Annotated in this window: 3 protein-coding genes; all 3 read right to left on the bottom strand. The window is 44.4% G+C overall.

Going from position 1 to position 8,289, the window contains the following annotated elements:
• On the bottom strand, positions 1 to 1,013 hold a 1,013-nt coding region (locus CLV59_RS28850), incomplete at its 3' end, for a SprB repeat-containing protein (RefSeq protein ID WP_211323727.1).
• A 649-nt stretch (positions 1,014 to 1,662) separates the two neighbouring features.
• Positions 1,663 to 3,762, bottom strand: coding sequence for a fibronectin type III domain-containing protein (locus CLV59_RS05205; RefSeq protein ID WP_111590927.1), 2,100 nt, complete (start codon positions 3,760 to 3,762; stop codon positions 1,663 to 1,665).
• Positions 3,763 to 3,783: 21 nt separating this feature from the next.
• Positions 3,784 to 8,253, bottom strand: a complete 4,470-nt coding sequence (locus CLV59_RS05200; protein WP_111590926.1) for a hypothetical protein — start codon at positions 8,251 to 8,253, stop codon at positions 3,784 to 3,786.
• Positions 8,254 to 8,289 lie beyond the last annotated feature (36 nt).

The following is an 8,289-nucleotide window of genomic DNA, read 5'->3' as shown; positions in this document are numbered from 1 at the left end:
TAAGTAAAGCTCACCGGTGTAGGACTACCTACTGTTACCGGGTGATGCATCTCTACACCTCTACTATCCTGTACGTATACTTCGTAAGTGCCTGCGGACAAGTCTTTGAACAGATTATCATTGGCACGATATACGCCGTTGTCCAGTTTGATTTTATAAGGACTACTTCCACCTGTGATTTTAAGCGTGATCGTTCCATCTGCATACCCGGCACATTTTACGGACGTCGTTGTAGTAGTGAAATCCAGTGGTTCCAGCGGAACAGTAACAGGATTAGCACTGATACAGCCTTTACTATCGCGCGCCCATACATTGTAAGTGGCTGCGAGGAGTCCCGTAAACGTATTACCGGACTGCCAGGATGTTTTATCCAGACTGTATTCATAAGGTGCATTACCTCCTGTTCCTGTTAGGGTAATCTCACCGTCTGCCATAGTCCCTGATGGCGCTTTGGTAGTATAGCTTGCTATTGCAACTGCGGCTGGTGTAGTTACACTGATCGTTTTACTACAATTATTCTTATCATAGTAAGTGATGAGATAAGTGGTGGCAGGTTGCAAGTTCGTAAAGAGATTATTCGCGGTAGCTGTTCCACCATTCAGGGAATAGGTATAAGGAGAAGATCCACCCGCTGCTGTTACAGTAACCGCAGGACTACCACCCACACAAGAAAGTGCAGTAGTAGCGGATAAATCCTGTTGAACTGCATGAATTTCATCAACAGGTAATGTCTTCATACATTTTAAATCCTGACTCTCTACTGCCACTGTATATATCCCAGGTACTACAGGAATGGTAACACTTGGTGAATTTATTACGGGGTTTAATACTTCCGGTCCTTTAATACTAAGTTTCAATGGTGTAGATCCATCATATGCAGTTCCATCAGAATAGACAAAATTACTTAATACAATGGCTCCTTTATCGCCATAACACTTTGGCTCTATTATCCCTACTGATGGTGTGGGTACACGGGAAGTGAAAGTAATACCCTGTACTATAGGGAAACTCATGTTAGGAAACTTACTGCCATAATCAGCTTCCGCCCGGATTGCCAGCGGGCTTTGGGGATCCAGGTGTAATACATTCCTTATATAATCTGCTGTTAGTTGGATAGTTCTGGTATTAAGCGTTGTCAGCGATGTACTTGATCCATTTCCAATATACCAACGGATATTTGTGGGATTATCAGGCAGTGAAAAAGAAGCAGTTGCATCCGCACAATAAATATTATCACTCCCCTTATTGATCGTCAAAGGTATTTCAACAAAATTGCCACTTAAGTTATAGCGCCAGCAAGGAGCATCTTGGGTCCTAGACCCAGATGTCGCACCTGGAGCAAAATTAAAACCGACAACATCGCCTTCAGAAACTAGCGACATTCTCGTTGGAGCGGAAGCAAAATATGCGTCGGCATCAATACTGTAATTCTGCTGATAAAAATTCCTTGAATCAGAAAATTGCTCAGTACCTGTATTAATATACACACCTGGGGATGCTGAAAGAGAGCAACCTCCGCTCAAGTTTATAAAGTTTGCGGTAAGATGCAGATAGGCACGGTACAGTTTGGTCTGAGCCGAAGTGTCTACCACCTTCATGGTTAACAGTAGTAGAAAAATTACCTTTATAAGATATTTCATAGGAACTATAATAGTAATGCAACTAATAATTTACAATGACTTCCTCTGTAAATCCATTCTTGCCATTACCTGTATTGATCATTTTCAGTTTATATCGATATATTGTATTGATCAAAAGACCGCTATCTGCGAAACTGCTTTCAGCACCAGTAAATGTTTGATACAACTTATATGGCGCATCTCCCACAGCTCTGTACATCCAGATTCTATCTACCCCTGGTTTATGTTGCCAGCTAAGTTTCACCTGCTTGGCGTCTCTGTCAATTACGACCTTTAATGATTTTGATACATCCAGTCGCCCCATATCAATACGGCCGGCGCTCACTGTTTTGGATATACCTTGAAGGCCACTATCATCAGTAGCGATGATTTGATACATATACTTCATTCCGGGAATAGCGGTCGAATCCACATAGTTATGAGTAGAATCAGTAATCGGAATATATCTAACGGTTTCCCATACACTGTCTTTCGTACGCATTAACTCATGGCATTCTACATCTTCACTACCACTGGGCGTCCATTCGAGGGAAACACCTTCCGTAGATGCATTTACATTCGTAAAGAATGGCGATACCGGAGGGATAATATCCGGGCGTTTCAGTACCAGGATTTCAGAATATTCTGAAGGGTTGTAATGCTTGTCCAGCGCTACAATTCGGTAATACACATTTTTCGTGAGCGTTTTTAAAGTGATCGTATCGATGAAGCTGTTTGTTTCAGTAGCTTTTCTTGTTACCTGTACGAATTCTTCTTTTGGAGAGTTGGCTCTGAACACACGATATCCGAATAAATCCGGTTCTTTATTTTCATCCCAGGAGAGATATACCACTCCTTTTTTGTCAATCATACCTTTTGCTCCAACTGGCGCTACTGGCGGGATAGAGTCTTCCTGTTGTACAAAATGCGGGAATGAATGCATTACCTGTCCATCTTTGGTAGTTGCTTTCACCCGGTAATAATTACTATTTAACGGGGAAGGGTCTACGAAAATGGAGTCTTTCTCCTGGAGTGGAGATTTATTTAGTACAGTATATTTTTTATTGGGAGACATGGAACGCTCCATATCATAACGAACAATCTTAGCCTTGTTCAGTGGCATTCTCCAGCGAATATACACCTGACCATTACGCATCTCCGTTTCCAGGATAACAGGATTCACCTCCAGTCGGTGATAAAGGGTCACCATGATGGTATCAGATGCAGGTCCTGTTTCGCCAAATGCAGTCAGACCTTTTACCCGATAGATGTAGGTTTTTTCGGGTATCAGTCCGGTATCCAAACGATAGAAAGAATTTGTTTTATCCGTTAACCCTTCCTGCGTATTAATCAGCGGCTCCTTGCTAACAGATGTAAACGTTTTGCCATTGTCAGAAGAACGTTCCAGCAGCCATGCATTATAAATATGATCAAAGATCTTCTTATTCCAACTGATCATAGCGCCAGTTTCCAGACTTTCTACTTTTAGCTCTCTCGGCGCAGGCAGCGCCTGTGCATCAGCTGCCCCTGTATAGATAAATCCCGTATCTGCCTTTATGCCAACCGGTATAACTGCCATGTATATACGATACAGGTATTTTTCGTTGGCTTTGGTAGTATGATCCACCCAACCTAAACCAGCAGCTTTAGCCACATCGTATGATTGATCTGCGGAGAATAAAGCGAATCCATAACGAGATTCCTGTTCCTGGGATTGATTATACATCGCCATTACATCTCCTTTGCTGTTGCCGCCGCCTGCAGTCACTTCAAACTTTTCACCGTACAAGGCTTGCGCAGCAATACTTCCCCACTTTTCACTCTTCTGTGCCACCGCTTCCCAGGCAGGCAATGGTAAAGGCCTGATGGGCTGCGGTGTCATTACCTGTGCAGTTTGCACAGGTAACAAATGATTATCGCGCATTACTGTATAACGAGTAATAATATAGCCGTACTGGTTAGCATGCTTCCATAGCTGATAATTAACCGGCGCCCATCGCAGCATGATGGAGTCCTGGCTGGCACGGGCCATTACCGCAATCTGTCCAGGTTGGCTGGCCGACTTCTTCTGCGCCAGCAAGCATTCCGGCATCATCAGGCCAACGGCCACTCCTGCTATCACTAATATGCGTTTAACCCTCATTTCACTTAATATTTTCATCGGTTATAATCCTGTTGGGTTTTGAATGGTAATGATCCTGGAAGAGGTACTCATATTTATACCTGGCAGGACATATTTAATCCGGAACTTATAATCGCCTTTTCTTACTGGCACCCAGTTGCGGGTCAGTATCAACTTCTGCTGATCAGTATAATTCAGTCCCAATCCATACATATTGTTGACCATTCTGTTAGCGACGTTAGAGTTATCCCGCTCAATGTAATATGGCAGGTTGAATACAAAGGTGGAAATACCAGAGAATTGTGCATTGCCATTCTCATTTAACTGGAGGCCCTGCGACTGCTGACGGATATAAATAGCTCTTACTGGTGGTACGCCCATCGTTTGCGGATTACGCCAGTCGATAGTAATGGCCGGACCAGCAGTATTCCCTACCGGTGTAATTGGGTAACCTGCGTAGGTATATGGATAGATGTCTTCCTTATACCAGGTATTATCATCCAGTATTGCTTCAAACTGTAAGACCTCACTGTTACCATTACCATCCACTTCGGCATTATCAAACAGTTCTGTATTGGTATACTGGTAACCCAGTTCATGCACTCCATTGCTAATTGGCCAGCGGAATGAACTTCCTACACCCAGCGCATCCAGTTTCTGGTTGAATGTATTGTATTTACTACTACGGAAATCAAGTTGATAGAATGCTTTCTCTGAGCCAACAGTAATACTGCGTGTAGCTTTTTTCGTGGTAACGCTCAGGTCTCCGCTCTGTCCATCTCCGATATCTTTCTTCTGCGATACAACGTTTCGGCTGATATCTGACTCATTTTCTGTTGGCACATTCACTAACGCAAACGTATATATTTCATCATTCTTCATTCCATCCGGATATCGGAAGCTCACTCTACCCGTATCATAGCTGAATGCAATATCAATAGGATCTCCATTGGCAGGAATCAGTCGGGCTGTTTGTTTGAATGAGCTATCTGGTCTGAACATTGGCGCCAGATCCTGTTTGAACTGGATATAGCCATTATGCGAAGGCAATTCATCCTTATAGAAGTTCAGTTGCTTTCTGATAGGGTAAGTAAATTTGATTTTATCTTCCGGAATTTTATCAGGGAGATTGCCGGTCGTGAAGGTATTGTTTACTTCCTCTGCGTATTGTTTTCCATCCACCAGGTATGGCGTCCAACTACCATTTTCGTTTTCTTCAAAGGTAACGCGGGCAGTCAATTTATAATTGGATCTTGGTTCCAGGCATTGAGCAGTGTTTAATACCACTACAGTATTATCGCTGTTCCATTCCTGTGTACCGGCTGCATTCGCACTTTCTTTGCGGAGCGACATATACTCCAGTCTTGACCTGAAATGGCGGGTTTTACCATTATCATCTGAAATGCTAATAATGTCTCCTATTGGCATATTGCATACCAACTGTGGAGCCGTAAATATACTTTGTTCTGTATCTCCATTCCCAGGGGTAGCATCTGCAATCACCTGTACGCCTGCATCTGCAAACGCATTATTACCAACGATTTTACATTCCTTACCCAAGGTCATCTGGAAGCGGCAGTTACCTCTGATCATACCGCCGAACAGTTTGAAATAACCGCCTACAGTACCACGCATCCAGGAAGGATTAGGAAGTTTACCCTGAAGCACTACTGCAGCGCCCAGTTCAAGAATATCGAAGTTGCCCTTCTTGAAGAAGAGTTTTACGCGGATACCAATTTTACCCTGGAAATAACCATAGATCTGGCCATTGGCATACCAGCCGTTGATACCAATAGGACCGCTGCCTCCTTCACAATGAACATCATTACCATAGTCTTTCACCATAATATCAAATCCTAAACCAGCTCTAAGTCGCGCATAGAATACGCCATAGTCCATATCGCCGGTATCAAAATCCAGTCCTGCCCCAAAAGCAAACCCTGAACCTTTACCCAGCGCATTCAGATCTCGCATGTAATCCAGATCCATACCACCGAGGATTTCGGATACGATAGCCGGTGGCGGCGGACTTCCAGGCAGTCCATTACCCACCATAAAGTAGGCATGTGCCTTCGCTAATCCCAGGATACTTACACCAATTGGATTATCTGGTTTACCAGCAAACAGGTGCCATCCTTCAGGGCCTACATAGAATTCGCCCTCTCCAGCTAAGCCTTTCGGACCTACTCCTGTAAACACTCCATATACATCTACATATACTTTCAAATTTGCGAGGAGACTGCTGTTCTCAAAATCTACATCTACCATTAAGCCGGCAGAGATCAAACCGGTAGGATTAAATGCATTCGGATCGTAGCCACAATCACCAGCTGGCGCATCCGCAGGCTGTCCGTCTTTCATCATACCAGACAGATTCTTCAACATATCCGTAGTACCCTCACTTAATCCGAGAGACATGACGTTCACCAATCCACGGAAGGTGATTTTTCTTAATCCTCCACTACGGTTGAAGGCCAATTCCAATCCCACATCACCACTGAGGGTCTTCTCTTTTAAGGCAATAAATTTCAAAGAGGCTTTGATACCCAGCCCGGAATTAGCGTCCGGTTTATAGATAATACCCGTATTTGTTTTACCGAGTCGATAAGGTCCCGTATTAGCTCCTTTCTCCAGTACAGAAACCCCATAGAACAGGGCTCCACCGAAGCCTTTAATACTCACAGCAGGCGGGAAAATGGTAATAGCGACAGGTAGGTCTACCATGATATCCGCATACCAGTAACGCTCTCCTTTTACATTTCCAAAGAGTGCCGTCGACTGGAGTTTTACTTCTGCCTTACATATTTGCAGTGAAGCATCGATATCTCCGCGGAAACCATTTCCGTAGATATCATCATCTGTGAAGAATTCCAGTCCGCCTTTGAGTGCAAACACGCCCTGATGAATATCAATGGAGATACGACTTACGTCCAGGCTGGAGAATTTGAAATGGATTTTTCCATCCTCATCTTTATCCATGGTACTCATCAGCGCGAACTTCGCATCAGCGGCGAATCCGTTGGTACCGGTTCCACTGACATTCAATTTCACGCCTAAAGCCAGCCCTCTTTTCTCTCCTTTTTTCACCAGGCCAATTTCATCGATAGAGAAGCCATAACCAGCGATGGTAGGCATTTTCAAATCATTAGAGAAAGAAAATATCCCTTCGTGGAAATAAGGCGCTTCAGTGGATATAGTCAGTCTTTCAAACTGCAGGTCTGGCACATTGAATTTTTTCGCCAGGGAGGAAATGCCTTCTCCTCCATTGCCACCGGTGATCGACAAGGAACCGTTTAAAACAGCCATCGCCTGGAAGTTGCCATCTTTTACGGCCACTTGTATAGAGGAGTTGGGCAGCAGCGTACCCTTACCGATGAAGATAGGGACAGACACCGTGTCCTTCATTTTCACCTTAAATACATATTCGCTGCCCGGACGGAATACCGCAGAATAGCCGAAATGATTTTCTTTTGCTGTGATAGGGAGAATCAATTCACCAGTCAGTTCGCCGCCTTTGAGCTGATTCGCTACAAAGTCCAGCCCCAGCTTGTCTACAGAGAACTGCCATCCACCCATGTCACCATCTTCCAATGGAAGCAGGTTCGTGATGGCCATTGCCCCGGAGAAGCCTTTATCATCGATCAAGGCGTTTCTAACGGTAAAGGTTAATGGTTTTTTCGAACTGCGCTTTCTTAATTCAGGTGGCAGTTGCACTTCAAATTTGCGCAGGAAGAATCCTCTCCAGAAGGTTTTATCATCTGTGTTGTATTCTTTAGGGAATACTACATCCGGACTATTATTGGCATCACTCAGATCTATGATTGCATCCTGTACGGTAATGGTGACATTCTTCACTCCACGAATCTGGAATGGCTGAATAGAAACACCGGCAATGATATCGTTGATATCGGAAGCAGCCGCCTCAAAGGTGGCTTTCACCCGCTGATTGGTGGGCTGCGTAGCATCTAACCCTGCAGGAACGATATATTCCGGCAGATTCACTTCTGCACCTATACCTAATCTTTTAAACCCATCACAGTCGAACTCCACAAATGTTTTACCATGTAAAAAGCGGAACTCCGATTTATCACCGAAGAGATTCAGCTTGGGATCGTTCACGAGTTCCAGTCTGGCTGTTCCTACTAGTCCGCCGTTCATGCTGATAGGAACGCTGCTGGCGGCGAACATCAGTTCTCCGTTAGGGGTGGGAACCACTATATAGACAGTGATTTCAGCGTGATCAGGGAGGAAGCGGATACTGTCGATGATAACGGGAGGGTTACCATTCCCTGTACCACCAATACCCACAGGGAGTTTAAACTGTGTAGTATCTTGTAGTTGACTATAAAGCGTTTCATTCTTCAGTAGCTTAGTAGCACGACGTTCCTGAATGAGTTTGTTTACATCATGAATGTGCTGCTCCAGCGGAGTTCGCGGGCGCGGCTGTTCCTGAGCAAATGCGGCAACAACCGCAAACAGACATAGGATGGTAAGGTATAGGTGTCGGATCATAGTTTCATAGGTGTGGAGCCCAGGATGAGGGGCTCC

The organism is Chitinophaga dinghuensis (genome assembly GCF_003259435.1).
Taxonomy (GTDB): Bacteria; Bacteroidota; Bacteroidia; order Chitinophagales; family Chitinophagaceae; genus Chitinophaga; species Chitinophaga dinghuensis.
This window is presented reverse-complemented; position numbering and strand designations above follow the sequence as displayed.

What these genes read in the sequence shown, in the direction of transcription:
- CLV59_RS05205 (WP_111590927.1), bottom strand. Translation starts at nt 3,762, where the DNA reads ATGAGGGTTAAACGCATATTAGTGATAGCAGGAGTGGCCGTTGGCCTG.
- CLV59_RS05200 (WP_111590926.1), bottom strand. Translation starts at nt 8,253, where the DNA reads ATGATCCGACACCTATACCTTACCATCCTATGTCTGTTTGCGGTTGTT.